This is a genomic window from Chloracidobacterium sp., assembly GCA_016711345.1.
Classification (GTDB): Bacteria; Acidobacteriota; Blastocatellia; order Pyrinomonadales; family Pyrinomonadaceae; genus OLB17.
In genome coordinates this window covers 3,508,063-3,533,986 of record JADJTD010000001.1, presented here as the reverse complement: position 1 = coordinate 3,533,986, position 25,924 = coordinate 3,508,063, and the positions used below count along the sequence as shown (strand labels likewise).

29 protein-coding genes are annotated in these 25,924 nt (G+C 48.9%); 12 read left to right on the top strand and 17 right to left on the bottom strand.

The window, feature by feature from the left end; translation table 11 throughout:
- Positions 1-188 precede the first annotated feature (188 nt).
- On the top strand, positions 189-788 hold the full coding sequence (locus IPL32_14940; GenBank protein MBK8467115.1) for a hypothetical protein: 600 nt from the start codon (positions 189-191) through the stop codon (positions 786-788).
- 89 nt (positions 789-877) lie between these two features.
- Here IPL32_14940 and IPL32_14935 read toward each other — a convergent pair whose 3' ends face one another.
- The 4 genes from IPL32_14935 to IPL32_14920 all read right to left on the bottom strand — a co-directional run bounded on the left by IPL32_14935 (position 878) and on the right by IPL32_14920 (position 3,362).
- Positions 878-1,168, bottom strand: a complete 291-nt coding sequence (locus IPL32_14935) for a hypothetical protein (GenBank protein ID MBK8467114.1) — start codon at positions 1,166-1,168, stop codon at positions 878-880.
- On the bottom strand, positions 1,165-1,389 hold the full coding sequence (locus tag IPL32_14930; GenBank protein MBK8467113.1) for an addiction module protein: 225 nt from the start codon (positions 1,387-1,389) through the stop codon (positions 1,165-1,167). The genes IPL32_14935 and IPL32_14930 overlap by 4 nt, the downstream gene beginning before the upstream one ends.
- Before the next feature lie 18 nt (positions 1,390-1,407).
- On the bottom strand, positions 1,408-1,593 hold the full coding sequence (locus tag IPL32_14925) for an AbrB/MazE/SpoVT family DNA-binding domain-containing protein (protein ID MBK8467112.1): 186 nt from the start codon (positions 1,591-1,593) through the stop codon (positions 1,408-1,410).
- A 203-nt stretch (positions 1,594-1,796) separates the two neighbouring features.
- A complete protein-coding gene (locus IPL32_14920) occupies positions 1,797-3,362 on the bottom strand; it encodes a DUF262 domain-containing protein (protein MBK8467111.1) in 1,566 nt (521 codons plus the stop codon).
- Between the two features lie 320 nt (positions 3,363-3,682).
- On the opposite strand from IPL32_14920, the gene IPL32_14915 reads away from it, so the two are divergent.
- A complete protein-coding gene (locus IPL32_14915) occupies positions 3,683-4,528 on the top strand; it encodes a zinc ribbon domain-containing protein (GenBank protein MBK8467110.1) in 846 nt (281 codons plus the stop codon).
- A gap of 11 nt (positions 4,529-4,539) precedes the next feature.
- Here IPL32_14915 and IPL32_14910 read toward each other — a convergent pair whose 3' ends face one another.
- The 6 genes from IPL32_14910 to IPL32_14885 all read right to left on the bottom strand — a co-directional run bounded on the left by IPL32_14910 (position 4,540) and on the right by IPL32_14885 (position 9,364).
- The gene (locus tag IPL32_14910) at positions 4,540-4,806 is read right to left on the bottom strand and encodes a DUF3303 family protein (GenBank protein ID MBK8467109.1); all 267 of its coding nucleotides are present in this window, start codon (positions 4,804-4,806) and stop codon (positions 4,540-4,542) included.
- Complete coding sequence (locus IPL32_14905; protein MBK8467108.1) at positions 4,806-7,163, bottom strand: LptF/LptG family permease; 2,358 nt, start codon at positions 7,161-7,163, stop codon at positions 4,806-4,808. Before IPL32_14905 ends, IPL32_14910 begins: the two co-directional genes overlap by 1 nt.
- Positions 7,164-7,913 carry a DNA repair protein RecO gene (gene recO, locus IPL32_14900; protein ID MBK8467107.1) on the bottom strand — a complete coding sequence of 250 codons (750 nt, stop codon included), beginning with the start codon at positions 7,911-7,913 and terminating at the stop codon, positions 7,164-7,166.
- 4 nt (positions 7,914-7,917) lie between these two features.
- The gene (locus IPL32_14895; GenBank protein MBK8467106.1) at positions 7,918-8,088 is read right to left on the bottom strand and encodes a hypothetical protein; all 171 of its coding nucleotides are present in this window, start codon (positions 8,086-8,088) and stop codon (positions 7,918-7,920) included.
- Positions 8,085-8,465, bottom strand: a complete 381-nt coding sequence (locus IPL32_14890; protein MBK8467105.1) for a hypothetical protein — start codon at positions 8,463-8,465, stop codon at positions 8,085-8,087. The genes IPL32_14895 and IPL32_14890 overlap by 4 nt, the downstream gene beginning before the upstream one ends.
- A 125-nt stretch (positions 8,466-8,590) precedes the next feature.
- Positions 8,591-9,364 carry a gamma-glutamyl-gamma-aminobutyrate hydrolase family protein gene (locus IPL32_14885; GenBank protein ID MBK8467104.1) on the bottom strand — a complete coding sequence of 258 codons (774 nt, stop codon included), beginning with the start codon at positions 9,362-9,364 and terminating at the stop codon, positions 8,591-8,593.
- 77 nt (positions 9,365-9,441) lie between these two features.
- Here IPL32_14885 and hslV point away from each other — a divergent pair, with 77 nt between their 5' ends.
- The 5 genes from hslV (at position 9,442) to fsa (ending at position 13,930) form a co-directional block, all read left to right on the top strand.
- Positions 9,442-9,993, top strand: a complete 552-nt coding sequence (hslV, locus tag IPL32_14880) for an ATP-dependent protease subunit HslV (protein MBK8467103.1) — start codon at positions 9,442-9,444, stop codon at positions 9,991-9,993.
- Between the two features lie 87 nt (positions 9,994-10,080).
- On the top strand, positions 10,081-11,481 hold the full coding sequence (gene hslU / locus IPL32_14875; protein ID MBK8467102.1) for an ATP-dependent protease ATPase subunit HslU: 1,401 nt from the start codon (positions 10,081-10,083) through the stop codon (positions 11,479-11,481).
- Between the two features lie 91 nt (positions 11,482-11,572).
- Positions 11,573-12,631, top strand: coding sequence for a hypothetical protein (locus tag IPL32_14870; GenBank protein ID MBK8467101.1), 1,059 nt, complete (start codon positions 11,573-11,575; stop codon positions 12,629-12,631).
- A 13-nt stretch (positions 12,632-12,644) separates the two neighbouring features.
- On the top strand, positions 12,645-13,283 hold the full coding sequence (locus tag IPL32_14865) for a fumarylacetoacetate hydrolase family protein (protein ID MBK8467100.1): 639 nt from the start codon (positions 12,645-12,647) through the stop codon (positions 13,281-13,283).
- Entirely contained in the window at positions 13,280-13,930 is a 651-nt protein-coding gene (gene fsa, locus IPL32_14860; protein ID MBK8467099.1) for a fructose-6-phosphate aldolase, read from the top strand. Before IPL32_14865 ends, fsa begins: the two co-directional genes overlap by 4 nt.
- A 73-nt stretch (positions 13,931-14,003) precedes the next feature.
- Here fsa and IPL32_14855 read toward each other — a convergent pair whose 3' ends face one another.
- Positions 14,004-14,381, bottom strand: coding sequence for a hypothetical protein (locus IPL32_14855; protein MBK8467098.1), 378 nt, complete (start codon positions 14,379-14,381; stop codon positions 14,004-14,006).
- Positions 14,382-14,660: 279 nt separating this feature from the next.
- Here IPL32_14855 and IPL32_14850 point away from each other — a divergent pair, with 279 nt between their 5' ends.
- The 4 genes from IPL32_14850 to IPL32_14835 all read left to right on the top strand — a co-directional run bounded on the left by IPL32_14850 (position 14,661) and on the right by IPL32_14835 (position 16,759).
- Complete coding sequence (locus IPL32_14850) at positions 14,661-15,140, top strand: winged helix-turn-helix transcriptional regulator (protein ID MBK8467097.1); 480 nt, start codon at positions 14,661-14,663, stop codon at positions 15,138-15,140.
- Between the two features lie 12 nt (positions 15,141-15,152).
- Positions 15,153-15,611: a universal stress protein gene (locus IPL32_14845; GenBank protein ID MBK8467096.1), complete on the top strand. Its 459-nt coding sequence runs from the start codon at positions 15,153-15,155 to the stop codon at positions 15,609-15,611.
- Positions 15,612-16,085, top strand: coding sequence for a DUF402 domain-containing protein (locus IPL32_14840; GenBank protein ID MBK8467095.1), 474 nt, complete (start codon positions 15,612-15,614; stop codon positions 16,083-16,085). It begins immediately after the preceding gene.
- An 80-nt stretch (positions 16,086-16,165) separates the two neighbouring features.
- The gene (locus tag IPL32_14835; protein MBK8467094.1) at positions 16,166-16,759 is read left to right on the top strand and encodes a hypothetical protein; all 594 of its coding nucleotides are present in this window, start codon (positions 16,166-16,168) and stop codon (positions 16,757-16,759) included.
- Here the strand turns inward: IPL32_14835 and IPL32_14830 are convergent, their stop codons facing one another.
- Together IPL32_14830 and IPL32_14825 are read right to left on the bottom strand one after the other, a co-directional pair.
- Positions 16,760-17,689, bottom strand: a complete 930-nt coding sequence (locus IPL32_14830) for a DUF3662 domain-containing protein (protein ID MBK8467093.1) — start codon at positions 17,687-17,689, stop codon at positions 16,760-16,762.
- A 16-nt stretch (positions 17,690-17,705) separates the two neighbouring features.
- Complete coding sequence (locus IPL32_14825; protein ID MBK8467092.1) at positions 17,706-19,217, bottom strand: protein kinase; 1,512 nt, start codon at positions 19,215-19,217, stop codon at positions 17,706-17,708.
- Between the two features lie 229 nt (positions 19,218-19,446).
- Here IPL32_14825 and IPL32_14820 point away from each other — a divergent pair, with 229 nt between their 5' ends.
- On the top strand, positions 19,447-19,842 hold the full coding sequence (locus IPL32_14820) for a hypothetical protein (GenBank protein MBK8467091.1): 396 nt from the start codon (positions 19,447-19,449) through the stop codon (positions 19,840-19,842).
- 630 nt (positions 19,843-20,472) lie between these two features.
- Here IPL32_14820 and IPL32_14815 read toward each other — a convergent pair.
- The 4 genes from IPL32_14815 to IPL32_14800 are packed head-to-tail and all read right to left on the bottom strand — an operon-like array spanning position 20,473 to position 25,801.
- Positions 20,473-23,466 carry a pilus assembly PilX N-terminal domain-containing protein gene (locus IPL32_14815; protein MBK8467090.1) on the bottom strand — a complete coding sequence of 998 codons (2,994 nt, stop codon included), beginning with the start codon at positions 23,464-23,466 and terminating at the stop codon, positions 20,473-20,475.
- Between the two features lie 22 nt (positions 23,467-23,488).
- Entirely contained in the window at positions 23,489-24,577 is a 1,089-nt protein-coding gene (locus IPL32_14810; protein MBK8467089.1) for a prepilin-type N-terminal cleavage/methylation domain-containing protein, read from the bottom strand.
- Positions 24,578-24,587: 10 nt separating this feature from the next.
- Positions 24,588-25,133, bottom strand: coding sequence for a hypothetical protein (locus IPL32_14805; GenBank protein ID MBK8467088.1), 546 nt, complete (start codon positions 25,131-25,133; stop codon positions 24,588-24,590).
- 17 nt (positions 25,134-25,150) lie between these two features.
- Entirely contained in the window at positions 25,151-25,801 is a 651-nt protein-coding gene (locus IPL32_14800) for a hypothetical protein (protein ID MBK8467087.1), read from the bottom strand.
- Positions 25,802-25,924: the final 123 nt, after the last annotated feature.

The following is a 25,924-nucleotide window of genomic DNA, read 5'->3' as shown; positions in this document are numbered from 1 at the left end:
CGACGGTCCAACCCCGGCGGCGTTGGCGGGATGGACGGAATGGTCGGCAAGAGATTAACCACAGAGGCACAGAGAGCACGGAGAAGGAAGGTCAGATTCTGTTTTCTCTGTGTTCTCAGTGTCTCTGTGGTGAATTCTTGCGTTTCACACTTGCAATGCCCATTGTTCTGTGCGATATTTATTTTATTATGATAAGAAGAAGCTGGAAAGAATTTAAAGGTGTTGCGGCGCGGCGCATTCCGGACGAGATACGGTCATCGATCAACCCGAGCGGCGAGATCACGTTTGACCTTGATACATTTAAGAAGCTGGGCGAGCCGGAGGCGATGTTTCTGTTTTATGAAGAATCGACCCGCACCATAGGTTTAAAGCCCGCACATCCCGACGCTCACAACGCCGTGCTTGTCCGGGTTCGCCATGCACGTTCAAACCGCGTCGTCCGCTCAAGGCCTTTCATGCGCGAAAACGGCATCGAGCTCGAGCATTCGCTCCGCTTCCCTTTCCCGTTTATCGAAGACAAAGTTCTTATCCTCGATCTGCGAACGGCCGTGACCTGCAGCAGAGGCGGCTGGAAAAAAGCAAAGAAAAAACCGCCCAGCCTCCGCGCAGTGCGAGCGTCACTGAGCGGCCTAAAACACGCGATAAACGATCACGACAAAGAGATCTGGATCGAATCAGAAGACCGCCTCGGCAAACCCGTCGTCTGGTATTCCATCGACTCCAAAGGAAGAAAGAAAAAACACGTCCGTGATTCTCTAGGCATCCGCATCAGCCTAGATGAGGAATAACGCTTTTGCTCAGCGATGAACCGTCAAACCTTGACTGGTATTAGTTTCGGAATGCAACTCGGATTCGCGGAGCTGGCGGACCGCACGTCTTATCGATCAAGTCCAAGAGCTGGATGGCGACGATCATGCTTAACGATAAGAATTCTTACTATCTCGTCATCCACAATTTGAAACAGAAAGTGGTGTGAAAACTTCGGCAGGTTCACTCGTCTAAGCCCTCCGGCCTTCGGGAAAGAATACGGTCTTTCGCCAGCCGCTTTTGCGTAAAGGCGAAACTGTGCATAAAAATCTGCTGCCAATTCGGGCCCGCCCTCGCCATCATAATATTCCATGATTTCCAGAAGATCGGTATAAACCTTTGAGTCCAGCTCTACCTTCATCTGTGGCGGGGGCGATCCGCAATCATTCCATCAAGCTGCTCCAGCGTGATGATCCGACTTGGTTCTTCATCCATCTCGCGGCTGCGTTGAAGAGCTTCTTCGATCTCGGCTTCGTCTATAAAATCGTCCGGCAAAGACGCGATCAGCTTATCGGCGAGTTGGGCACGCTCATTGTCCGTAAGTGACAAGGCCAATTGTTCTACTTCTGCTATAACTGACATATCCCAATTTTAGCTTACTCACATTAAAATGTTAAGCAAATTTCTATCCGTGAAGGAGCGCCTTCCAATGGCACGCCGGACAAAAATGTCATTCCCAATTTGCTCGAAAATGATCTTGTCCCCAGGCTTTATCCCCAAAGCCTCGCGCACTTGCTTTGGCACGGTAATCCGCCATTTACTTGTGAGTTTAGCTTCCGCCTTCATCGCCCCTTATTTTATCTAAATACTCCTTACAATCAACTATACCGGCCAATACGATCTGTGGCAGGCATCACAAAATCGCCGCCGAAAAACCGTCCGCCCTCTGGCTGCTTAAACTCTGAAAGTCAAAAAGCAGGAAGCGTAGTCGCGTCAAAGGGTTATTAGAAAAAGAGCTATAAAGTCTCTTGCGGTTTCCGTGTATTCCCCTAATGTTTGACTGTTGTATTACAAAACGGATGAGCGACCTGAGCGTTGTCGAGAGCCGCCGTTCCACCTTCAGATTTGCGTTGAATGTGGTCGATCGTTATGGAGTTGATGTGCATTCGAGCGTTGCATATCTTACACCGTATAGCCCTTTGAAGTGCCTCCGTAATGAAGACAGCAGATTTCGTTTCATCGGAAAACGATTCTCCCTCGCTGGACTCATTCTCGACCGCCACGGTTTTCACAAACCGATATTCCTTCTTTGAAAGAACTTCTCTCACCACGTCATCGTTGACAATAGTGAAATTGGGTATTTTTTTGGCCGCCAACAGGTGTTCCATAAGATGACGGAAATACGTGGTGATGTGCGGCACCGCCTTGGCCGCAGTTCGATGATGACGGAGAATTTGTTCTGGAATATAGTCATCGTCCAAAAGAATGTCTTCAAATATGCTCCTTATTGAAGTGAACTCTTTTAAAAGACGCTTCGAATCTAATTCGATCAAAAACTCAATAATCGCCGAAAACGAGGCTGACTTGTGACGACCGCCTCTAGAATAGAAATAAACGGCAGGGTGAAGGCCAAGTGAAGATGGATGTAAGCTGTTGACCCTTCGAACGACCTTTAGAGTGTTCTTAAGAAATTGAACAGCAACTGCGCCGTCGATATCCTCGTTAAGTTCGCTAGTACCCACATTGTTGACTGCGTTAACGAGTTCAAAAACCAATAATGGACTTTGCGCAGAATACCCTTTACCACCAATTGGCAAATCAAGTGTTTTAACGGGATTTTTTAATTTGGGCAGAAACATCAGGTCGCTCAACTCGTGCGACAGCTCCTCTATTTGCTCCGAAACTTCTTGAGAGAACTTAGACCAGTAATGATGACTTTGTCCTTCTTTGATAATTGCCCTCGCGGCAATTCCGTTGGGCCGTTTTCGAGATTTGATAAGCTTAAGTTCGGTTTCGTTGATTTTTACCGCTTGTTGATTGATATTGAAAAACGAGGTTTCGGCCGTTTGAGCATTACCTTCAACCCATTGAAGTTGAACTGCAAGAGCACCAAGTTTTTTAGCCCGCGCCGCTATTTCGGGAGCTACTTTTTCCGGAGAACTTGCGGCGAGTACATAATCCGAATATCGACCAACCTGCTTTTCAACTAGTTTCCTCGTTCTAGCAGCAGCGGCGATCTGTTCCTCGGGCACGAGGCCCTGGAGATTAGTCTTGGAGGTTGTTCCACTTCCGTAATCGTCATTTATCCATGCGATTAAGGAACTGAGTCTATGGGATCCATCGATAACGAAGCTGAGACCGCTTTTACTATGCCAGAGAATGATAGCTGGAATTAGCTCCCCGTCTACAAAACTCTTAACTAGCTGAACAACACGCTTTGGATCCCATTCATTTGTTTCTCTTTGGAAGTCCGGTTTTCTTAATGATCTGTAAAAAAAATCCGTCTCACGTATGTCGGAGATTGAGAAAGACTCTTTTTTTTTCATTGAGGTCTCCGTTTCTTCAGCTTCAAAGTCCTCTCTCGGAAGTAGTGCGTCTAAATATACTTTAGCCATAGGAAATCTTTTGGTTTGAATGCTTAGTTTAGTAAGAACAAGGCTTCACCCACGTTACCGCACGAAGCGTCTCAAATTAACAAACAATTTAACTACAATTGCTCACAAGTTGGATAACCTGCGTCCTGAAATTTATCAGCGCAAATGTAGCACAAAAAACAGTGAATAGTGAATAGTTGATAGTGAATAGTGCCGGATTTGACCTTGAAAAAACAGGCACGAGCCGAACCCTTATGTCTGTTTGCAGACAGAGACTCTGGAAAACTTTTGTCACACTAGTTTAGTCAGGCGTGAAGCCAGCGACAAGGGGACGAAAATAAATGGCATTAACTTATTGTGCGGAATGTGGGCATGAGATATCGACTACGGCGGTGGCTTGTCCTAATTGCGGGCGGCCGGTGATGAAACCGGTGACCGAAACGAATTATGTGGTTGCTCCGCCGGTGCAGCGTGAATCTGGCTTTCCGACTTGGGCTTTTGTTCCGGTCGGCATAGTTGTCGTTGTGCTTATCTTTTTGGTTTTTGTGGCGCTGCGTGGAACTGACGATTCGGCAAATACAAATATCAGTGTCCGCGCTAATTCGAGAGCGACTCCGTCCGAGCCTTTGCGCGAAACTCGAACGACGAGCGTAGCATCTACTGACTCGCAAACGGTGACGGTTCCGCCGGGACAGACCACTGCTACGACCGTGCCGGGCACCACGACTTCGGTCCCGGTTGCTCCTCCATCCGACAAGGGTACGGTTGTGATCAATGCTCGTATCGCTCCGAAAACAGGAGCTCCGCAGAATGTAAGAAACGCGAAATTCTATCTGCTTGATAAGGACGTTGAAGCCATCTTGAGCGACGCCCGCGTCGTGCCGATCGAAGGAAACGATCTGATGAGCAGCCTCGGGCTTGCGATAGTTTTCCCTGATCGCTACGGCGATTTTATGCATTCGGCGATGCGGGCTGTTGCGTCGCATTCGAAATATTCGGGTACGACCGACAGCGGCGGCAACGCCAGCCTGCAAGGCATTTCTCCGAAAGAATATTATCTGTTTGGAGTAACAAAGGTCGGGCGAGGATTTGCTTTGTGGAACGCTCCGGTTTCAGTTATTGCAGGCCAGAATAATCTGAATCTCAGCCCGCAAAGTGTCGTTGAAATACCTGACTCGTCGGGGTGAAACAGCTACTTTTAAGCAAGAACTTTATCGCGGGCTTCTTTTGAGGTGATGACTGGGACGATCTCGAAATCCACGAGGTCGTTCCAGTTTGCGGTCCATTGGTCGAATAGTGCTGGATCGTCGGTTTCCATTAGCTGGAAGCAACGTTCGTGATTTGGTTCGATCCAACTGTCGATGTAGTTGAGGCCGTCGGGCATCATTCTTCCCTTTTCTTGAAACCGTTTGTAAACGGCGGCGGCGTTGCGGTCTTTGAAATTTTCGATCACCATGTAGAGCATTAGGTTCTCACTTTGGAAAGAAGATAGACGCCGAACATCGCGAAGATCAGCAGCGGCGACCAGACGGCGGATGTGGGCGAGAGAAAACCGTTGAGGCCGAACTGTTCAAAGACGCTGCTTGTGCCGGTGAACAAAAGCCAAAGGCCGACCGCGTAGCCGACGGTCACTGCCTTCCCTTTTCGGCTAAGCGAAAGCGCGAACGGTGCCGTGAAAAGCGCGATGATGAACGGCAGGAAAAGCGTCGCGTATTTCTTTTTAATCGCGACGCTGAGGTTGCGGCGGTCGAGTTCGGAATCGCTGTTTTCGAGCTGCGCTTTGATCTGGGTTATATTGAGATGGCTGGGTTTTTCGCGCGTTTCTATAAACGGATCCGCTGTCTCTGCGATTTCCCTTTTTTCAAGAATTTGCGTGTCGATCTTCCCTTCCCGCAGATCATTTTTCTCTACATTTCCAAGCAGGACAATTTTCCCATTCTCCCAAAAAGCATATTTTGCTCGGTACAAGGATTGCAATCCGGCCTGCCCTGTTGTGAATTCATAAACACTTAGATCTTTCACACAATTGGCGGAGCACGAACGATCTCGTATTTCGTTATCAGACGCAGATGCGGGTTTTATCGTCGCGGAATTATCAGCCACACGCTTGTCGTTATCAGACGCGATAGTGAATTCGTAGATTCGGTTATCGTTCGCTACCCAATGTCTGCCCGCAACATCGTCCAATTTACCGCCGCTGCGGATTAGGGAACGAATCGCATCCTGACGCTGGTTCGCTAAGGGCAAAATACGTTCTTGCATCTGCCAATTTACGGCGCCAAGAAGTGCGGTCACCACAAAGCATGGCACGAGCAAACGATAAACGCTCTGCCCTGCCGACGTCCATGTGACGATCTCGTTCTGGCGTGATTTGATGACGTAGGTTGCGAGCGTGGCGATCATCGCCGACGATGGGGCGATCTGCAGATACATGAACGGCATCAGGAAGAACAGATACTTCGCAAGGAGTAAAATTCCGCCGTCGATCGTGCCGGCGAATTTCCATAGATCAAACGCAGTAAAGATGACAAAGACCGTCGTCAAAAATCCGAACGAAAGCAGAAAGTATTTGAGCAGATTGATCGTGATGTCAAAGTCGCGAATGCCCGTCGTTACATCAACAAAAAGATTTCGAAACTGCAGCTTGTTCGGAGCGGTTCGGAATTTATTCGCAAATGCCGCGATCTTTTCCGTAGGTAAATTCCAACGCCCGATACGGCTTGAATAATTAAACCAAACGACCGCGATCAAACTTCCTGCGATCGGCAGCAAGCCGCCGAGCATGACGTTCATTGTGCCGGTGCGAGCAAGTTGTTCACCGAGAAATGCGAGCAGATAATATCCGATCAATCCCAGCAGAGCGAGCAGCACGCCCATGCCGCGTCCGCCTCGATTGAATCGCAAGGTCATTCCGGTACCGAGCAAACTAAAGATGAAAGGAGTGATCGAAAGAATGATGCGACGCTGCCAAAGTATCTGCGCCTCGACGCGATCTTTTCCTTCGCTGTTCGATGCGTAATCTGCAAGCTCTGTCAGGCCGAGTTCACCGAGCGATCCGCCAGACTTGCTGAGGCGTTCGATCAATTCGCTCCGCTGCGTTTTGATCGCAAGCCGAATCTCACCGAGATTTTCCGAGACATATTTTCCAGAACCAGGCACGAGAGGCAACGTCGTAACTACCGCATCCTGAAGAACAAGTTCAGAATTCTGATCGGACACATCGATGCGACCCTGCATTGACGTTATCAGACGCGCCGTTGCCGCACTTTTGTCAGCTTTGTATATAAAGATGTTGCTCCAGCGGCCGGTCTCGACATTGCCGTCGCGAACGAAGATCGTGTAACCGCCGAGTTCGTTGTTGAAAACGCCGGGCTCGATCGGTGATTCCAGCTTTTTGATAGCTGTCTGGAGAGCGACTCTGCGCACAAGAGCAGCGGCAAGCGGCACGCCTTTTAAATTGACAACGAACGCGAAGACCGAAAGCAATATCCCGAGTATTGCGATCGGAACTGTGATCTGAATATTGCCTACACCGGCCGCGCGGATCGCGACAAGTTCGCTGTCGGTCTGCATTTTTGCGAGGCCGATCACCGTTCCGACAAGCATCGCCATCGGACATGTGAACGCGATAACATTTGGTACGAGAGCTGCGCTCAATTGCCACATCAGCGTCGCGGGAATATTGACGCTAAAGAAAATATCGGAAAAGCGGCTTGCCTGCTGGACAAACAAGATCACGCTCAGCAGCAGCCACGAAAATACAAAATACGGCAGCACCGCGAGGACGAGATATTTTGAAATGAGCCAGCCGGATCTTTTCATTTATTTATTTATCGCCAGCGATTTTTCGCCGACGACTTCCCTGCCGAGCGACTGCGAGATCATCTGCTTTAGCAAAATTGAAAGATACCGAAGATCGTCACTTTTATCCGCAGTAAAGTTTGCAAACTCACTCGGTGAAATTCGCCGAGCAGCCAATGCCATAACCCGACTCGTCGCACTCAGCGATCTGCCAGATGACTTTGCGCACTCTAAACAGATCGGATGATAATTTCCGCGAAGAAAAGTTTCTTCACTGTCGGCAAACATTCGCTGACACTGGTCACATTTACTCCAGTCAGGCATATAACCCGAAAGGCGCAGCAGCCATAGTTCAAAATAAACTCCCACGCTCAACAATCTGTCAACGCCAGCAGCAGCGGTTTCGATCGAAGCTTTTACCATTCGGTAAAGCGTCTCATTAGGATCGTGCGGCGGAGAAAACGCGATGAGAATATCTCCGAGATAAGAAAATTTTTGCAGGAAATCCGGATTTGCTACTGCTGCGAAATGCGATTGGATGAGATCGGCCTTTTGGATGGAAACGAGTTCAACAGCATCCTTCTGAAAGTACTCAAGCTTGACGACCGAGAAAGGTTCTAGTGCGCTGCCGAATTTGCTTTGCAGCCGCTTTGCTCCTTTTGCCACGCCGCGGATCATGCCTTGTTCGCGCGTCAAAAAAACAACTATACGATCTGCCTCGGCCAGATTGTAGCTCTTTATGACCAGACTTTCGGTCTCGATCAGTGCCATTGTTTTACCAAGGGATAAAGTAAAGGATCCAGGCAAGCACCAGACTTACAACAATAAACTGAGCGAATGTTTTCGCACCGTAGATGATACGCTGTCGGTTCGTGCCGTTAGAAAAAACACCAAAAGCGACCGAAACGAAAAGAGCAAATCCAACAAGGTAGAGAAAATGTATCATTTTTTCCTCCCGCGAGATATATCGACCGCATCAAGGGTCGCCAGATAATTAAGCAAACCCGCAACCTCAAGAAATCTGCCGCCGTATTCGAAGGTCGCCAGCGCCGCAACATTGGACGATGGGGTGCCCGCGATAATATAACTCACGACCGCACCCAGCCCATTACCGAATCTGGCAAAGACGTTTAGAAGATAAAGCAAAGCTCCATCCTTAAACTCGAATCCCGGATAATGAGCGCCGCCGCTTACAATAGCTATTACGAACATCAGCCACACGACCGCAGCGACAAGAATGCCGCGTTTGATGCGGCCTTGCAAAAGGTGCCCTGAACCTGGCAAAAACCAGGAAATTATACCAATAAATATCGAATTATCCATTCAACTAATGTCTCAACTCTCTCAATAAATCACTTAATTATCTTTATGTAATTCTCTGAATCTGCAGGATTTAGGCATCATCACAATCTTAATAAATCACTTTAACCACGTAGCCACTTTACTAATTAGTTATTACGAATGACTGCGATGTTTGTTACGGTATTCTTGCGGCTATAACTGCATTTTTCTACGAATAGCTCAAATATATCCCGTGAAATACGATCAATATCCGCCGTCATTTCGGGATGCCACTGTACACCGAGAGCAAACCTGCTTTTTCTCGTGTCCTGAACACACTCAATGATGCCGTCTTTGGCCCACGCTACGGCCCTGAGATTCTTGCCAATCCTCTTTATTGCCTGATGATGTGACGAATTAACCCGAATCACTTCTTTAGATGTCTTAACCGCATTTAACTCTGCCAAAATGCTGTCGTTTGCGATCTTGAGGCTATGTGAATTGCGGTTCACTGGCATTCCCTGCTCATGTTTGATGCTTTTCGGGACCTGAGATTCAATGTCCTGTACAAGCGTGCCGCCGCGAACAACATTCAGGGCCTGCATTCCATAGCAAATAGCCAGCAGCGGCAAATTAAGCCGTTCAACCTCAAGCAGGACAAGCCTGTCGGTCTCATCCTTTTCCGGAATAACGGTTCCGAGCCTGTGATGCGGCTCTTCGTCATAATAATGCGGATCGACATCCGTATTACTGCCCGGCAAAAGTACGCCGTCAAGGTCAGCCAAACATTCGACTATATACTCGGATTTAGGAATAAGGCTCAGATGCACCGGCACGCCGCCACATGCCTCGACTGCCTCGCTATAGTCGCGGCCAAGGTAAAAGCGGCGAGTTTCCGGTTCTAATCGCATTGTAATGCCAATACGCGGACGCTTTGCCATAAGTATTTTATGTTCAATCAATCGGCTATCTATGTCAATTTGAGCATTTGAAATTAAAGCCTTATGATTGAGTTTTTATGCGACACGCCGAAAACAAAACGAAGATTCGTTCGACAACTGTTCTGCTCGTTAACCGCGACGGTAAGACCGCGATGGGTGGCGACGGCCAAGTGACGCTGGGCGAAACTGTCATCAAAGGCAACGCCCGAAAAGTGCGCCGAATTTCTAACGGTAAGATCCTTGCAGGTTTTGCGGGCTCGACCGCTGACGCATTTTCTCTATTGACGCGTTTTGAGACAAAGCTCGAACAGTTTCAGGGCCAGCTCGAACGTGCCGCTATCGAACTTAGCAAAGACTGGCGCACTGACAAATATCTGCGAAACCTCGAAGCCCTTCTCATCGTCGCTGACGGAAAGGACGCTTTTCTCATCTCCGGCAAAGGCGATGTGATCTCGTCGGACGACGGTTTGCTTTCAGTTGGCTCCGGCAGCATGTATGCTCTTTCCGCCGCTCGTGCAATGATGAAGCACACAATACTTTCGGCAAAAGAGATCGCGGAAGAAGCATTAAAAATCGCTGCCGACATTTGCATATACACAAATTCCGACATCATAGTCGAGGAAATTTAAATGCAGAAGCCCGCACGTAAGTAAGGGCGTTACACGCAACATTGAATGTTTCGCCCTAACTAACGTGCGGGCTTGTGCATAGATTTTATGGCCATTTATTTAGGCGGTGAGACTGCCGAAAAGAAGAATCTTGATGACCTGACGCCGCGGCAGATCGTTGCTGAGTTGGACAAATACGTCGTCGGACAAAATGCGGCGAAGAAGGCGGTTGCAGTTGCTCTCCGTAATCGTATTCGCCGGCAAAAACTCCCGCCGGAAATTGCCGAAGACGTTCTCCCGAAAAATATACTGATGATCGGTTCAACGGGGGTCGGTAAGACCGAGATCGCTCGTCGCCTCGCTCGTCTCGCAAATTCACCCTTCATAAAGATCGAAGCATCGAAATTCACCGAGGTTGGCTATGTAGGCCGCGATGTCGAAAGCATGGTACGCGAGCTTGCCGATGTTGCCGTCGATATGGGCAAACAAGCGGCGTTCGAAGACGTACGCCCGCGTGCTGAGCAAAATGTCGAAGAGCGATTGCTTGATATTCTGCTGCCGCCATCGGACATTTCTTATCCAGCGGTTGATGGTGACGAGCCTAGACATGAAACCGAACAACCCGGCTCGCGCACCCGCGAAAAGCTTCGAGAACAGCTTCGACGCGGCGATCTTGACGAACGTCTGATCGACATTGAAACACAGGATCGCGGTGGAGCGACTATCGATTTTGTTGGTGGGCAAGGCATGGAAGAAATGGGCGTCAATCTGCGCGATATGATGGGAAATATGTTTCCTTCGAAAACAGTCACGCGCAAATTGACTATTGCCGAAGCCCGCTCGTATCTGATTCGAGACGAACAGGAAAGCCTCGTCGACATGGAACAGATCACGCACAAGGCAATCGAAAAAGCTCAGTCGTCGGGCATCATTTTTCTTGACGAACTGGATAAGGTCGCGGGACGTGAATCTGGCTCGGGCAGCCCCGACGTTTCACGCGAAGGTGTCCAGCGTGACCTGTTGCCGATCGTCGAAGGCACCAACGTCAACACGAAACACGGCATGGTCAGCACCGATCACATTCTCTTTATTGCCGCTGGAGCGTTTCACGTTTCAAAGCCATCGGATCTGATTCCTGAGCTGCAAGGCCGTTTTCCGATCCGCGTCGAGCTTGAATCATTGACTATCGACGACCTCAAACGCATTCTCGTCCAGCCCAAAAACTCGCTGATCAAACAGTATCAGGCTCTGCTGGAAACTGAAGGGATCAACCTGACTTTTACCGACGACGCGATTGACCGCCTCGCCGAGATGGCAGAAGAGATCAATAAGGCAACCGAAAATATCGGTGCAAGACGACTACACACAATGGTCGAAAAACTTCTCGAAGACATCAGCTTTCTAGGAAGTGAACTCGAGCAAAAAGAACAAAATATAGACGCCGCATATGTCGATGAACGATTGACCGGCCTTATTCAAGACAAAGATCTGCGTCAGTATATTTTGTAACGGCTATTAACGGCGGAGACGGAAAGACGCAGAAAAACGACAGAAAATAATGATCACAATTCGGCACCACAATTTCTTAAAGAAAATCTCTGTGTCTCTGTGTCTTTGCGGTTCAATTCTCGTGTTTTACGGCTGCGGCAAGCGTGGACTTCCCGTGCCGCCTAAAGAAAAGGTATTGCAGCGTGTTGAGGTGTCAGGATTTCAACGCGGAAATCAGATCATTCTTTCCTGGAAGATGCCTGCCCGAAATGCCCAAAAAGGAGATGTTACAAACATTAGTCGTGCAGATATCTATCGTCTGGCGGAGCCGCTATCTGCACCATTGCAGTTATCCGAAGAGGAATTTGCCAATCGCAGTACATTGATAGCCGCTCTGGCCATAACAGATGCAGATTTTGCAGCAAAGGCACTCAGCTACAAAGACACGCTCGAATTCGCCGGGCAGGCAGCACGTTTGCGTTACGCAATTCGATTTGTAAATGCGTCAGGTCAAAAAGCCGGGTTTTCCAATGCGTTGCTGATCGAACCGACATCAAAGGTCTCGGCAAATCCGACTGCTCTGGCTGCCGAAGCCTCTCAGGACGCGATCCGCTTGAAGTGGCTTCCAGCGGCTGCAAATATTGACGGCTCAACCCCGACAAGCATTCTGGGCTATAACGTATATCGTTCGACCTCACAAAAAGAACCGGGAAAGTTGCTCAACAAGACGCCAATTACGACTGCCGGTTTCGATGATGAGTTCTTCGAATTCGGCAAGGACTATTATTATTTTGTCCGGGCCGTGTCGATCGGAACACAGGCCGACCCTATCGAGGGAGCAGAATCCAACATTGTAAAGATCAAAGCGATCGATACATTCGTTCCGTCTGCACCTAATTCCATCACAGTCGCAGCATCACCGATAACTATCTCACTCTTTTGGGCCGTCAACATCGAAAAAGATGTCGTAGGGTATAAGCTCTATCGCTCTGAGGACGAAGACCTGCCGAAGGATAAATGGACTTTGCTCACGACCGAATTATTGAAGACAAACACATTCCAGGACACAAAAGTCGAGTCCGGCAAAACTTATTATTACTACCTAACCGCTACCGACAAATTCGGAAATACCAGCGAAGCGTCCGAGATCGTTACTGAAATCGTACCGTAATAACTAATTACTGATGGCGATAATAAACATCGACAAGTCTTTTGCACCATCAAAGATCGTCTGCGTTGGTCGCAACTATGCCGAACACGCAGCCGAGCTTGGTAATGAAGTGCCAAAAGAGCCGCTACTTTTTCTCAAGGCTCCATCTGCGTTCATTTGCAGCGGTGAAACTATTGTCATTCCTTCGCAATCGCAGCAAGTTGAACATGAAGGGGAGCTCGCGGTCGTTATGTCTAAGACCTGTAAAGGATTAACCGACGCCGACGATTGGCTAGATTACGTTTTAGGGTTCACTTGTCTTAACGACGTGACGGCACGCGATCTGCAGCGAAAGGATGTTCAATTTACTCGTGGCAAATCATTCGACACTTTCTGCCCTATCGGGCCGCACATCGAGACTGAGCTTGACGTTTCTGACATCCGCGTCGAAACACGCGTCAACGGCGTCGTAAAACAATCCGGCCGAACATCGCAAATGGCTTTCCCGGTAGATTTTCTGATACGATACATTTCAAGACAGATGACATTGAACGCAGGCGACGTGATCGCGACCGGTACACCTTCCGGCGTGTCAAAAATGGAAAGCGGCGACGTCTGCGAGATCGAAATTGAAGGAATTGGAGTTCTTACGAACAATATTACGGAATTATGAAATTTTTTATAGACACTGCGAATTTGGACGAAATCAAAGAGGCCAATGAACTTGGCCTGATCGACGGCGTGACCACAAATCCGAGCCTCGTCGCCAAGGAAGGCGACGTTGATTTCAAAGAACACCTCGCCAAGATCTGCGCAATTGTAAAAGGTGATATCTCCGCCGAGGTAACAGCGCTCGACACCGAAGGAATGCTCAAAGAAGGCCGCGAACTTGCTAGGGTCGCGTCCAATGTCGTGATCAAGGTCCCGCTTACCCTCGACGGCCTCAAGGCCTGCCGCACGTTCCGGGCCGAAGGCACCAAGGTAAATGTGACGCTATGCTTCTCGGCCGCTCAAGCACTGCTCGCTGCAAAGGCCGGAGCCTCATACATCTCGCCCTTCATTGGACGTCTCGACGATGTGGCAACCGAAGGCATGCAGCTCATACGCGACATCGTCCAGATCTATGGCAATTATGGTTTCGAGACAGAAGTGCTCGCCGCGTCGATTCGACATCCAATGCACATAGTTGACTGCGCTCTGGTTGGTGCCGACGTTGCGACCATTCCCTTCAAGGTCATCACACAGCTCGTAAAGCATCCACTGACCGATAAGGGCCTCGAAGGTTTCCTCTCGGACTGGAAGAAAAGCGGAAGACAGTAACTGTAGAAAAGTAAACGGTTATATCAGGTAGTGGACAGGAGGAACCTTTGGTTTTGACTTGCCACTTTCATACTTACTTCATCAATGCTTTTAACTCACTGTGCAGTCCGGCAGCATTAGAATCGCGTTGGAGAGCAAACTGATATTTTGCTTTAAAATACTCGTCATCTTCCTTCATCTCAACCAATTCTTTAACCTTATTAAGATTTACGTCGATCAACTCGTTAGGTATGCCGTCTTTAAGGTCGAACATCTCATCGATCTCGACGATAAGCATCGAGAATTGTCTCAGCCAGGCAAAGTCTTCGTCCTCGAGCAGCAGATTAAGAAACTCGGTTGCATTAAGCTTACCGTGGATACCCTCGTATAACTCGCGTTCAAGGTCGAGCATTGATTTGTGGAGTTTAAGCAGCAAATTACGTGCATTTTTCAGTGTCTCGGCATTTTCCATAAATTAATATTAGCCCACTTCTAAATTAAAGCATACCGTGCTAATTTTTAATAATTAGCCTGCTAATAATTTTTTCTTAGCAGGCTAATCATACATTAACAGCTGGCTAATCAAATCTATTTAGGCGGCTAACAGGGCTGCCTAATACTTAAAGTAGCCATGCAATTCCTCGCTAGAATTTTGAGGTTTGGCTTCGTGAGTTACTTTGCGGTCTCTGTTAAAGTTGTTGTATTAAAACGCTCACCCACACAGCCAAACGCGAGTTCATAGAGAGGAATTATGACAACGAAAGCAACCATGGCGACACGCATCACATTTGAAGACACGGTCAGTTTTTTGCTGGCAAAGGTCACGACGGCATTTCGAAATTCGCTCGAACGTCATATGGGCGCGATCGGCCTTCACGGCGGACAGATCTTTGTGTTGCTCGAATTGTGGAAACAAGACGGGCTGCGTCAGATCGATCTTGCGAATCGCCTCAACCTCTCTGCTCCGACCGTTAACAAGATGCTAAAGGGCCTGATCGAGATCAACCTCGTAACGCGTTCTAGGATCGCAGACGACGGGCGTTCTACGCGGGTATTTTTGACTAAACTCGGCCTCGGAATGCGGGAGCAGATCGAAACACAGTGGCTCGAACTCGAAGAAAGCTGCCTCACGGGCCTGACCGAAACCGAGCGTCTGGTTCTCTTCGACCTTCTAGGCAAACTCCGCAACACCTACACCGGCCGTGAAGACACTTTGGACGACGAGATTTAGAGAGGCAACAGCATGAAGATTATTCTAGCAACCGACGGAACAAAATATAGTGATGCAGCCGTTGAAGTTCTTAACAAGATCAACCTCGGCGATAGCGATGAAGTTAAGATCGTCAGCGTAGTAGAACTTGCTGTGCCGCTTGCGGTCGATGTTTATGGAGGCTATCTGCCTGACACAACCGAACTCGAAAAGATCGCAAAGGAAAATGCCGCTAGGATATTAAGCGAAGCGGTTGAGCGTGCAAAAGCGATTTTAGGTTCAAAGGGTGTCGCAGTTACGACTGAAATACTTTTTGGATCGCCCGAAAGCCGCATCGTCGAAACTGCCGAAGAGACTCAAGCCGATCTAATAATCATGGGCTCGCATGGCTACAAAACCTGGGAAAGAATGTTGCTCGGTTCGGTGTCGAATTCGGTCGTCCACCACGCTCCGTGTTCCGTTATTGTCGTTCGCATGGACACGAAGAAATAGATGCATCGCCGTGAGATCACTGTTAATTCCCGCAAATATGATCAGGAGATCCGACGTACTTGGCAATGTGAATTGATCGAACAGAACGATTCGTTGATCGTGTTGGTCGGCGAATTTGACCATGACGTCGAGCATACCTCCCTCGGCTCGATCCGCAAAGGAACTATCTCTTACGAATACTTCTGGTTCGACCGCTGGTACAACATCTTTCGATTTCACGAGCCTGACGGAACGCTTCGAAACTACTATTGCAACGTCACGATGCCGCCGACATTAGAAGATGGCGTGCTTGATTATGTCGATCTGGACATCGATATCATTATTTGGCCTGACTTTGGTTTTGACGTTGTAGATCAGGTTGATTTTGTAACCAATGCTCTGAAATATGATTATCCCGAAGAGATACATAAGAAGACAGGTGACAGCATAACCGAAGTGCTTTCCTTGATTGATCGTGGCAAACTGCCAACGTAGTTTTTTTTCACATCACTCTTTCTTTTGAGGTACAATTTTCTCATAATTTCGATCAAGTCAATTTTGTTAGGAGGACGACCATGAAGACTAGAGGATTATTTTTCTTTTTATTATTGAGTTGTGGTTCAGCAAGCATAGTAGGACAAACACCATCATCAACTTACCGCTCAGCAGATCCGCTTATTGCGATGTCCTCTGATCTCGCAAAGATAACAACATCGGTACAAACTCTTGGTGCCACGCTGAAATCGTTTGTCGATAAGTTTGAAAAAGTTTCCGGACTTACAATGACCGAAAAACAACAAAGGCTCATTATTGGGATGGAGTTACTGACGCGGACGGAAACCCGCGTCGCTACGCTTCAAAAATCGCAGACAGAGTTGACTGAAAAACTGAACTCAACGAACAGCAGGATAAGCCAAATCGATACCGACCTCCGCCCGCGCAATATAAACAACAGCACGACATATGAAGGCACAACGGAAACCGAAGAACTCCGTGAAAGCAAGCGTCAAAAACTACAAAATGAACGGACAAATCTAGTTCGGCTTCAGGCACAGCTACAGAATTATTTGATGGAGACAAGTGAGGTGTTACGAGACGCTCAATCGCTTGCAGAGAGATTGAGGCGGACATTTTTGCCGCAAATTGAACGTGAGCTATACGATCAATAATCAACGCTGGATTCGCAGCATATAGCTGCAAATGCTTATCGGCGTGCCGACCTGTACAGGAACTCGCTGACCGGACGGCAGTTCTAAGTTATTTAATTCAGTTGCATTCTTGCCTTCATTAACTGCCCAAAAATTCCCTGCTCCATCGGTTATCAACGTCAGGTGCCGACGGCTGATCTCTACATCGCCGGAAAGCGGTATATCTACCGGCTTGCTCTTTGAACCACGGCCAATTACTATCTCGAGCTGATAGATGGGAATGACAGTTTGGCGAACGTTATTTTGCCAAACTTCCAGCCGATAAAGCTCGGTCAATCGGGGTTTGACGGCGGTCATTTCGTCGGTCTCATCCAGAGAAAGTGGCACTGCCTGTTGAATATTTACCTGAAGATCCATAGAACTAGCCGTCCGGGCTTTTAGGTTTGGATCAGTTGGCGGTGCTTTTTTTGCAGAAGGTTGTACGAACGCATCATTTGGCAATTTCAATCGCGGAAGAACGCCCGTCTTGCTCCCTGCCGAATCTTCCCAGCTATGCTGCACTCGAATGTCGCCTTTCTCAAGCGTTCCGTCGATCCGCAGTTCGAGAGTAAAAGATTTTGTATCCAGCTTTTTCCGTCCGGCGATCTCTTTCGCACGCTCGGCGAGGATATGATACAAACCTTGCTCAAGGCCTTTCCGCTTGACGCCCCGCCATTCTTTGTCATCTTCTTCGCTAAGGAAGATTGCGTATTCGCTCGGAATGATCGTTGTCCCTTGCGGCAGCGGAACCATCTCGGTCTGCATTACAGCTTCTACCGCCCGTGCGATCTTGACGATAAATTCCTCAGCTTTACCGCGCGGTTTGACCTGCGCATCACGAGCAGCCTGTTCAAGCACACGCTCCGCGCTGTCACCGTCGATCCATTGCCTTACTTTATCTAATACGCTCAATTTCTATTTTCCTTATCTAATTGCCGTCAGTGTCGAGATACTTGCCATTGAGCCAACCACGCGTCGCATTAGGCTGAAATGTCTGTGACCGGCCTTGCGTGACCACATCAATTTGATACCAGTTATCTCGTGAATTTACAATACGCACCTTTGAATTTTTCGTCACCAACCCGATCGGATCATTGTCTGTATTCGGAGCGGACCGCAAGTAGATATCGGTGCTCGCAACGGCAGTTTGCGCAGCAAAAGGGTTATGTATCTCCGGCAAGATCGCCCGTCCGCGCATATAGCTCGCAGTGCCGTAGAGAATGCCGGTAAACATAGCAAGAAAACCGGCGAAAACGGCGAGCCTTTGGAGACGGCTGCGTTTTCTGCGAGGCGTAATGTCAGAACCACCTGCGGTAGCGGGTGGTTTTAGACTGATGTTTGAGCCGTTCAATGATCCAGAGTTTGTGATGACCGAAGCATCAAAGGCCTGATCTCTATTTATTCCAACCGATAGCGGTCGCGGAGTAAAACCACCCGCCACCTCAGGTGGTTCTGACTGAAACTGCGGCTTAGCAGGGGCAAACGGTGTGTAGCCGCGCGAAACGTGCGCCTGCGGGAGCGAACGTCGTCGAACAAGCGTGCTCGCTTCACCTGTCTCAGCGATCTCGCGAACGACGGTCAGTGCATTCCAAAACTCCTCAACATCCTGATGGCGGCTCCGTGGATCGCGATGCGTCGCCTTTTGCAAAACTTGCAGCAGTTCATCTGACCATTCCTCGTGATCGATCGACTCGGGCAAAGCCGTCAGCGTCTCGTTCGCAAATGCTCTCGGAGCTTCGCCGCTAACGAGCGTATAGATCGATTTAGCCAGCGAATAAATGTCCGCCGCCGGCGTGAGTTGAGCGAAAGTTAGCGTGCCGGTTTGTCCGGCGAACATCGGACTGTGTTCCGGCGGAGCATAAACGTTCGTCCCAACGCGCGTTATCGGCGAATCAGTAGTGTTCACGCGAGCGACGCCAAAATCAGCGATCTTCACTGTCGAGCGGTCTTCGGTCAAAAGTAAATTCTGTGGTTTGATGTCGCGGTGAATAATCGAATGCCGATGTGCGTGGCCGAGGCCGGCGCATATCTGTTCGACATAGTCGAGCACTCGCTTTAGAGGCACTTCTTCCCTTCGCACCAAGTTTTGCAGGTCGCCGCCCGGAAGATATTCGAGTACGAGATAATGAAAAACTGCTCCATTCAGATCGCGTGCAGTTCCGTGGCCAAGGCGGTTGATAATATTCGGATGTCGAACGCGATCAAGAGCGACCGCTTCGTTCTGAAAATTTTCAACAAGAGTTCGTTCCAGAGCATCGTCAAGATCGTCCTGAAGAAACACGTTTAGGGCTTTTATTACGACCTGGCTGTGCGGCGATTGTGCAGACGCAAGAATGTCGTTGGCGAGATAAATTTCGGCGTAGCTGCCTCTCCCAAGCTGCTCGCTAATGTCATATCTCTTATCAAGACGCGAATTATTCAGGACAAGCTCTTTCATCATCAAAGGACAGAACAAGACACACTAATATCCCTAGTTTCAATACGATAACATAAACACAATGTTCAAAAAACAATGTCACAGATCGCCTAGCGTGTAAATCACGCCCGTGGAAATCATGGATATCGTGTAAATCACGCTATATCAAGAAAGTTAAGCCTTATCGTGGAAATCAAGCCATATCGTGGATATTGGTATTTCAAAAAACCGATTTCGATGCTAAGTTGTGGCTATGTACAAGAATCGTCTTAGCCGCAAAACGCCAAACATCACTCCAAACAGCCATCCGCATCTCTTCATCCCACGCTCCGGGATCGAATTTGCAAGTGTCGATCGCATCGAAAGCGTTTGCGCCATACTCATCGAAGGCCGCTTCGGGCCGGACTTCGTCTATCAGGTGATGGAGAACCCAACCGACCGACCGGAACTTGATCCGAAAGTGTTCTACGATCTGTCGGATGATTGTGAAGTGACGCGGCCTAACGATTTGTCCCATCGAGGACGCAACGATTATCAAGCGGTCGAAACCGCATACCGAAGAGCAAGACAGATTGCTCTTGCGGCAACAACGGCAAACGGTAATAATCTCACAGACGCATCATCTAATCAGGGACGCGGCTCTCCGTGATCCTCAGGGACGCTCTTTATTTTTGTTTCCCTCTGCGATCTCAGCCTACTCTGCGTTGAAATTTCTCAGGGACGCAAGAATTCATCCTGTCACCAACCGCTACGAACAACCGCCTTGACGCGGCATGATCTTTGAAAATATATCTTGGGACGCAAGTCAGAACAGGTAGCGATAGCGACCGGATTCCGCAGTTGCAGAAGCCCGCACGGAGTAAGGGCATCCTCAGGGACGCACCTATTTTCAACCTCTGCGTTCTATGCGTTGAAAATTTCCCGCAAAGACGCAAAGACCGCAAAGATAGAGTCTATCTCTGGGACGCATGATCTTTCCGCTGGAAATGCGAGCGTTAGCGAGGGTGCATTAAATTCTGGGACGCACCACACGCAGGCGAGCTGCCTGCGTTCCGACAAATCTCCGGGACGCGTGTGTCAGAACCGGGAGCCGTAGCAACCGGATTCCTAAACTGCAACTTCTGGGACGCAAATGATTACACCACACAAGCCTTAATTTTTCTCTGTGTTCTCTGTGGTGAAAAATCTTTGAGACGCGCAGTCACGCAGCTTATTTACAAAAAAACGCGCTGGCTGCGTGAAAGAGCAGCCAACGCATTTTTTATGAAAGAAAACCCGGTTAATCGTTAGTTCGCTGGAATCCGGTCGTTTGTATGTACTGGAAATACGGCGTGCCGGGCGGCAATCGGTTTATATCGAGGAACGTCGCGTCAAATACCCAGTTTCGATTCGGCGGGCTGTAAACATTGTTGCAGCATTTGAATGGACCGTTGTTATTGTGCGAGTTAAACAAGTTGATAAGCGATCCGCTGTAGTTAAGATACTCGCTGCCCCAATCTTCGAGAAAGCGCTTGAAGTTGTGAACGCCGCCGTTCATTTTTAGATCGCCTCCGCCTTGATTTGGCGTTCCGTTCAAGGTTGTTACCGTATCACCTGACAACATTGCAAAACGGCAGGTCGTCTCTGTTGCCTGTCGATTTCCGAGGTTAAATGGTGACGTGAAGCTAAGAGCATCCTGCCAGTTTCTTGACAGTATTGTTATTGAATCTGCAGCGATCGACGCCGGGATATCATACTGACTAGTGCTTAGTGGCAAATAGTCAGTGTGAGCAGTAGGGCTGCCGTGTGAAGATACACCCGTCGCGTTGTAGTTACCCAGTACATAAACTCCATTTTCCGACGCCACGGTAAATCCTCGTGTGTTTGCGGGTGTCGTTGTGTTGTAGATTCCCGGAATCGTCTCTGCGTTCACCAACCGGACACCGCGACGGTAGAATTTGTGATCGAATACTGCGGCGATGTCAGGTGAAATGTTGGTGTTAGTCCCGGTATATCTGATCGATTCATTGGCGTAGTCGGCCTGAAGCGTGTTGTTGCCATTAAGATCTTCGCCAAGTTGGCGGGTTCCGTCATTAGGGCCATACACATCTTCCATGTCATATTCGCCGTCAAAATCAAAATCACCGCGACGATCCGAGATGTAGAGGACCCAACCGCCTGCTTTCGTACCGGTGTTTGTCGGTTGAGGAATATCATTGCCTCGAAGAACATGTCCGGTCAACGTGTAATACGGTGTATTTGTGGGCATGTTGTTGTCCCATACACCATCAAGAAATTTTTTGAGATTTCCAACGTTGATATCGACCAAGCTCATCACGCCGGCCCACGGTACATTTGTTCCGTAGGTCGCATCAGGATCAAACGTCGCGGTCGTATCGTTGTATAGCCCCTCGCGAGTGTCGAACATGTTGATCGGAACGGGCACGACGCACGGTATTCCCGCCGCGTAACCTCTTATGCTCGCGTTGCGCATCGACGGAATTTCGTCACCTGTAAATCCAGCAGGGAAAAAAGGCGTTGCCGATGGTATGGTGCCGGTATCATAGCCGCCCGAAGGCGTAGACGACGGAGTGGGTGCTCCAGACCTGCTGCAACTGTCAGGTGTAGCTGAACCGGTGGGTGTTCTGATCGCCCTAGGCATAACATAGTTATAAGGAGAAGGTGAAGGACTTGCGGTAGCGCTCACATATGACATGTAAGTTCCGGCGCCATTAATATTCGCTCCCGGAATTACATAGCGCTGCAACTCAATGATGGAGCGGGTATCGATGCCACGCGTGTAATAGTTTGGATCAGTGATAGAAAAATTCCCGTCGCTAGGAGGGGCATCCGTTACTCCAAGACTCAGAATATCCTGGGTGATGTCCTGCGTGTCATAAACTTCCGTTGTTGGATTATATATGACCGTTTCGATCTTTATCCAGGTTTCCTTGTTAGGGGAATAGAACCGTTTGCCATTTAACTTGGTCGCTTGATACGGACTTGGGTTAGGACTAGCCGCGACCATAGGCGTCGGCTGGTAGCCGAGCGGTGTTCCTGCTGCAATAGCTCCCGAGACCTGACCGGTGGACTCGCCATCAAGCCTGATCCCACACGGTGTGGTAACGGCGGTAGCCGTGGTAGTTGCACAGCCGGGTAATTTTGCTTTTGAGTCAGCCAAAGAAACCCGAATACCAGTCTTGTTGTAATAACGTTCTGAAGCGGTGATCGCGTCGTCTTTCGTTGTGGTTGTTACGGCACTGAGGTTTGGTGACGAAACTGTTCCTGTTCCATTGTTCCAAACGTCGCCGACGGATTTGCCGCGTTTTACAATCTCAATGAGATCGAGATTTTGATTGGTGTTGTCGCTGTTCAGCTTCAACGGCAGTTTGAGTTCGCGAACGTTAGCATCGAGATTACCGTCGAACAGAGCCTTGTTTGTTCCCCAATTCGTTGAATTGTACGCAGTCGGAAGCGGGATCGCAGGAGCCGGACTCGTTCCAACCGGAGCTCCATTAGCCGGTGACGCCAATACGCTGCCCATGTTGTATTGAAGTTGAACATAGGTTCCCGATGCATTTTTTATGTACACATCGTCATCCCAATTGGTCCATGCTGAACCGTTCTTGGAAACATCCGTAAAAATAAAATTTGCCGCAGAAACTTTTGAAGAAAAATACAAACCGTCGCCAGCCTGCATAAAGAGCGACCCGTTTGAGTGTACGCGGCCGCCAAAATCGAATCGCGGGCCCGGATGGAACTCAAGGTCGTCGTCGTAAAAGATGCCGAACTGGAAGATAGGTATGAGATTGTTCAGGATGTTTCGAGTAAGCTGAACCTGAACTCCGACATTGTCGGTCGCAGTAGTTCGCAGGCGCCAGGTGTCCCGCTTTGCATATAAGCCTTTGAAGTCACCACCGGGAAGGACGGTAGGCACGTTATTCGATGTGGGAATTACTTCCTGATTAAACGTAAAGGGGCCGGAAAGCCCGGGAACTGCAGCAGTCCTCACATCATCAAAATCGGCGGTGGTTGGCTTTAGATTTATCTCGAACTTCTTATTGAAGTTGCGGGTCATCATTTCCAAGCTTCCCTGCGCGGCGTAAAACGCCTTGCTTTCTTTTGTCTCGTTGCCTACAGCCGCAGCTTCGGCCGAAGACCGGGACATTGCCAACGCGGCGAATATGCTGATGAGAGCCAGAACAAACAATGCGATAACAATGGCTGAACCCTTTTCGTTCTCCCTGTCAGCGGCTCTCACAATTCCTTTTTGCTCAATTACTATTTTCTTCATCTTAACTTGTCCGTCCCTTTTTTCAACTAGCATCGTAGCCCAAATTTCGCGTGCTAAATGTCGAGGTCATGCTCTCGCGGTATGGTTGTCCCGACGGATCTCGTTCGGTCGATCTCGTGCTGACCGTAAAACGAAGCTGTCGGACCGCTTCTAATCTTAACTGCGTGTCATCAGCGTTGCCGGCTACACCGTCAGGGCCAGCGCTGGGATTATCCGAAACCGTTCCGTCGTCCATAATGTACCTGATCTGGAAATCATCGACGTTATAAACCAGCGGTTCGTCCGCAAACGCTACCGCAGGAGTGACCGCTGGAACATTTACAAATTCCCTTCGCGTCAATGTGCCGTCAGAGGTCACAAAATAGGTCACCATCTTGACCCGCATCATACTCATCGTCGTCCCGGTTATCGAACTCATAAACCCGCCCGTGCCGGTTTGATTAAAGCCGAGCACGTCGCCGTTCGCAAATTGAACAGCGGTTGTACCGTTGAGACCAGTCGAGACCCCAAGAGCCGCTCCGTTGGTGCCAGAGACCAGATAGAGGTCATTTATGCGGCAAACGGAATTGGTGCCGGATGACGGTGCGATCTCGATGACACCGGCGGTCGGCGTTGTAGGCGCATTGATGTTCACAGCCGTTGAAACCTGATCGGTTCCGACCAGATTGAACGTCGAATCCTTAAAAAGGAAAGTAACCTGATCGGTCCTCGTATTCGCGACCGTATTATAGTTGTCAACGTTAAGATTATTTCCGGCAATGATAGGCGGAACCTCATCACGCGAAGTATCGAAGTCATTTGGAATACCGAGACGCGCCGAGATACGGTTGTCAGGCAGAAGGACTGAACTCGTCACCGGATATGCGTACCCGGCATTGTAAGTGTCGCGGCCGATCACGTTTAGGGCCATCCGCACATTCTTGGTCAACTGCACCTGCTGATTCGTTACTGCACGGCTTTGCGAAGCGATCCGCAGAACGCCCCAGATAGAACCCGTAACGATCATGAAGATCGTCATTGCAATGATGATCTCCAGAATCGAAAATCCGCCTTCGCGCTTATCTTTTCTTAGAACTTCTTTCGGACTGAGAATGGTAGGTGAATTTTTCATATTTACCTTTTTATTTACCGTCATATTTGGTTAAGACCGTCCTCACGGTTTCCTGCCGCTGCAATGCCCCAACGTTGTAGGTAACCGTGACAACCACAGACCGTATTCTGGTAGCGAGGGTTCCGGGTGGTGTGCAAACTGGTGATGGCCGGTCGGGATCACATATGTCTGTTATAACGATCTGACGCTGCAAACCTTGAACTACCGTTCCATTGTCGTCAGCGGTACCTATTACTTCGTCCGGCCCTGCCTCTGTTTCGACAGGTTGAAAACCGGTAAGAAATATTCCCTGCGGAGTGCCGCTCGGATTAGGATTACTGCCGACATTTCCAACCGCGTCCCAACCGAGCCGAGTTGGATCAGTTTCCTTTACAGACATGATCGATTCCATCGCAGATGTCGCGTACTGTTTTGCGAGTAATTGCTGTTCTTGTCCGCGTGTCTGAAGGACAGATCCCGAAATGCCCGATAATAAGGCCAAAATGCCAACCATAAGGATGACAATGGCTATCATTACATCGATATAAGAAAATCCCTCTTGTGATCTGGATTTCATAATTTTTGTCCTTTTTTCTAAATATCAGCGACAAATGCCGTGTTGATATATTTCCAATATCTAATTGCTCCGCTGCCTCCAAACAAGGTGATCGCCCTTACTTCATCCTTTTTTCTTGGCGTTGTACTTCCAGGCGAAACTGGCGGAAAAACATAAATATTTACGCTGATAGGGGTCGTACCGCCGGTGCCCACTACGGAGCCATCACGCCGAAATCGGGCTGCCCAAACATTGTGGCTCGTAACTGTAGTCGCTCCGACAAGATGCCCAACGGTATCCGTCGCAAACGTGATGTCGTTATAATTGGGCGGATTCGGTTTGGTCACACCTGTCGGTATCGTATCTATCCGAATGTCTTTGGTGGCTTCGAGAGGAACTTTTTTTATTTGGGTACCGGACGGGCTGCCATTCTCATCAATCAGCAAAATAGCATTGTCGGTCAGATCGATCTCAAAACGTATCGTTCGCCGCTGCGATAGTGCTAGTTGGCTCGCCTCGCGCATGAGATCGATAATCTTTAGAGCCTGATCTTCAGATTTGTAGAATTTCTTGTAATTTACGATGTAAGGTAATGAAATGGCCGAAAGGATCGCGATTATGACCAAGGCCATGACGATCTCGACGATCGAAGCCCCTTTTTCGGCGTTCCCTACTGATCGAGGTCTCATTTTCATACGTTTTCCTACTGAGTTCATTTGAGCCGATTGTGGACAGTAATTTTTAAGAGTGGGCTCGCTATAGATATGAAAGATGGAATGTTTAATTACTTCCAAAAACATTTTACATTGTTG

Bases quoted from the DNA above. Each gene is read 5' to 3' on its own strand.
- IPL32_14940 (MBK8467115.1), top strand. From the start codon at position 189: ATGATAAGAAGAAGCTGGAAAGAATTTAAAGGTGTTGCGGCGCGGCGC.
- IPL32_14935 (MBK8467114.1), bottom strand. From the start codon at position 1,168: ATGAAGGTAGAGCTGGACTCAAAGGTTTATACCGATCTTCTGGAAATC.
- IPL32_14930 (MBK8467113.1), bottom strand. From the start codon at position 1,389: ATGTCAGTTATAGCAGAAGTAGAACAATTGGCCTTGTCACTTACGGAC.
- IPL32_14925 (MBK8467112.1), bottom strand. From the start codon at position 1,593: ATGAAGGCGGAAGCTAAACTCACAAGTAAATGGCGGATTACCGTGCCA.
- IPL32_14920 (MBK8467111.1), bottom strand. From the start codon at position 3,362: ATGGCTAAAGTATATTTAGACGCACTACTTCCGAGAGAGGACTTTGAA.
- IPL32_14915 (MBK8467110.1), top strand. From the start codon at position 3,683: ATGGCATTAACTTATTGTGCGGAATGTGGGCATGAGATATCGACTACG.
- IPL32_14910 (MBK8467109.1), bottom strand. From the start codon at position 4,806: ATGCTCTACATGGTGATCGAAAATTTCAAAGACCGCAACGCCGCCGCC.
- IPL32_14905 (MBK8467108.1), bottom strand. From the start codon at position 7,163: ATGAAAAGATCCGGCTGGCTCATTTCAAAATATCTCGTCCTCGCGGTG.
- recO (MBK8467107.1), bottom strand. From the start codon at position 7,913: ATGGCACTGATCGAGACCGAAAGTCTGGTCATAAAGAGCTACAATCTG.
- IPL32_14895 (MBK8467106.1), bottom strand. From the start codon at position 8,088: ATGATACATTTTCTCTACCTTGTTGGATTTGCTCTTTTCGTTTCGGTC.
- IPL32_14890 (MBK8467105.1), bottom strand. From the start codon at position 8,465: ATGGATAATTCGATATTTATTGGTATAATTTCCTGGTTTTTGCCAGGT.
- IPL32_14885 (MBK8467104.1), bottom strand. From the start codon at position 9,364: ATGGCAAAGCGTCCGCGTATTGGCATTACAATGCGATTAGAACCGGAA.
- hslV (MBK8467103.1), top strand. From the start codon at position 9,442: ATGCGACACGCCGAAAACAAAACGAAGATTCGTTCGACAACTGTTCTG.
- hslU (MBK8467102.1), top strand. From the start codon at position 10,081: ATGGCCATTTATTTAGGCGGTGAGACTGCCGAAAAGAAGAATCTTGAT.
- IPL32_14865 (MBK8467100.1), top strand. From the start codon at position 12,645: ATGGCGATAATAAACATCGACAAGTCTTTTGCACCATCAAAGATCGTC.
- fsa (MBK8467099.1), top strand. From the start codon at position 13,280: ATGAAATTTTTTATAGACACTGCGAATTTGGACGAAATCAAAGAGGCC.
- IPL32_14855 (MBK8467098.1), bottom strand. From the start codon at position 14,381: ATGGAAAATGCCGAGACACTGAAAAATGCACGTAATTTGCTGCTTAAA.
- IPL32_14850 (MBK8467097.1), top strand. From the start codon at position 14,661: ATGACAACGAAAGCAACCATGGCGACACGCATCACATTTGAAGACACG.
- IPL32_14845 (MBK8467096.1), top strand. From the start codon at position 15,153: ATGAAGATTATTCTAGCAACCGACGGAACAAAATATAGTGATGCAGCC.
- IPL32_14840 (MBK8467095.1), top strand. From the start codon at position 15,612: ATGCATCGCCGTGAGATCACTGTTAATTCCCGCAAATATGATCAGGAG.
- IPL32_14835 (MBK8467094.1), top strand. From the start codon at position 16,166: ATGAAGACTAGAGGATTATTTTTCTTTTTATTATTGAGTTGTGGTTCA.
- IPL32_14825 (MBK8467092.1), bottom strand. From the start codon at position 19,217: ATGATGAAAGAGCTTGTCCTGAATAATTCGCGTCTTGATAAGAGATAT.
- IPL32_14820 (MBK8467091.1), top strand. From the start codon at position 19,447: ATGTACAAGAATCGTCTTAGCCGCAAAACGCCAAACATCACTCCAAAC.
- IPL32_14815 (MBK8467090.1), bottom strand. From the start codon at position 23,466: ATGAAGAAAATAGTAATTGAGCAAAAAGGAATTGTGAGAGCCGCTGAC.
- IPL32_14810 (MBK8467089.1), bottom strand. From the start codon at position 24,577: ATGAAAAATTCACCTACCATTCTCAGTCCGAAAGAAGTTCTAAGAAAA.
- IPL32_14805 (MBK8467088.1), bottom strand. From the start codon at position 25,133: ATGAAATCCAGATCACAAGAGGGATTTTCTTATATCGATGTAATGATA.
- IPL32_14800 (MBK8467087.1), bottom strand. From the start codon at position 25,801: ATGAGACCTCGATCAGTAGGGAACGCCGAAAAAGGGGCTTCGATCGTC.